Here is a 283-nt window from a genome sequence, read left to right on the forward strand (position 1 = left end):
TCTGATGATAGATTCATTATTGCTATTGATGCAAAAGAAAACACAGATCACTCCCTGATTGACGGTTTGTTGAAAGATGCCGGCGCAGTAGAGGTTAAATACAATGAAAGGAAATGATTTTTATCATAAATCGAAATTGGTTCCCGGAGCGGAGCAGCTCCGTTTGGAGAGATGATGGCTTTATGAAACCGTTGTTTTGCCCACTTTGGTGGCACTACAGGCGGATATGGTAGCCAAGCAGAACCCTCTGTTTTTATTCGCAAAGTGGCATTGGCGCTGCACC

Annotated in this window: 1 pseudogene; it reads left to right on the plus strand. The window is 43.8% G+C overall.

From position 1 onward, the window contains the following. Positions 1–117 (plus strand): annotated as a pseudogene (locus A0125_RS16265) (DUF3341 domain-containing protein); the annotation flags it as partial. Between the last annotated feature and the right edge of the window lie 166 nt (positions 118–283).

The organism is Sphingobacterium populi (assembly GCF_001586775.1).
Lineage (GTDB): Bacteria > Bacteroidota > Bacteroidia > Sphingobacteriales > Sphingobacteriaceae > Sphingobacterium > Sphingobacterium populi.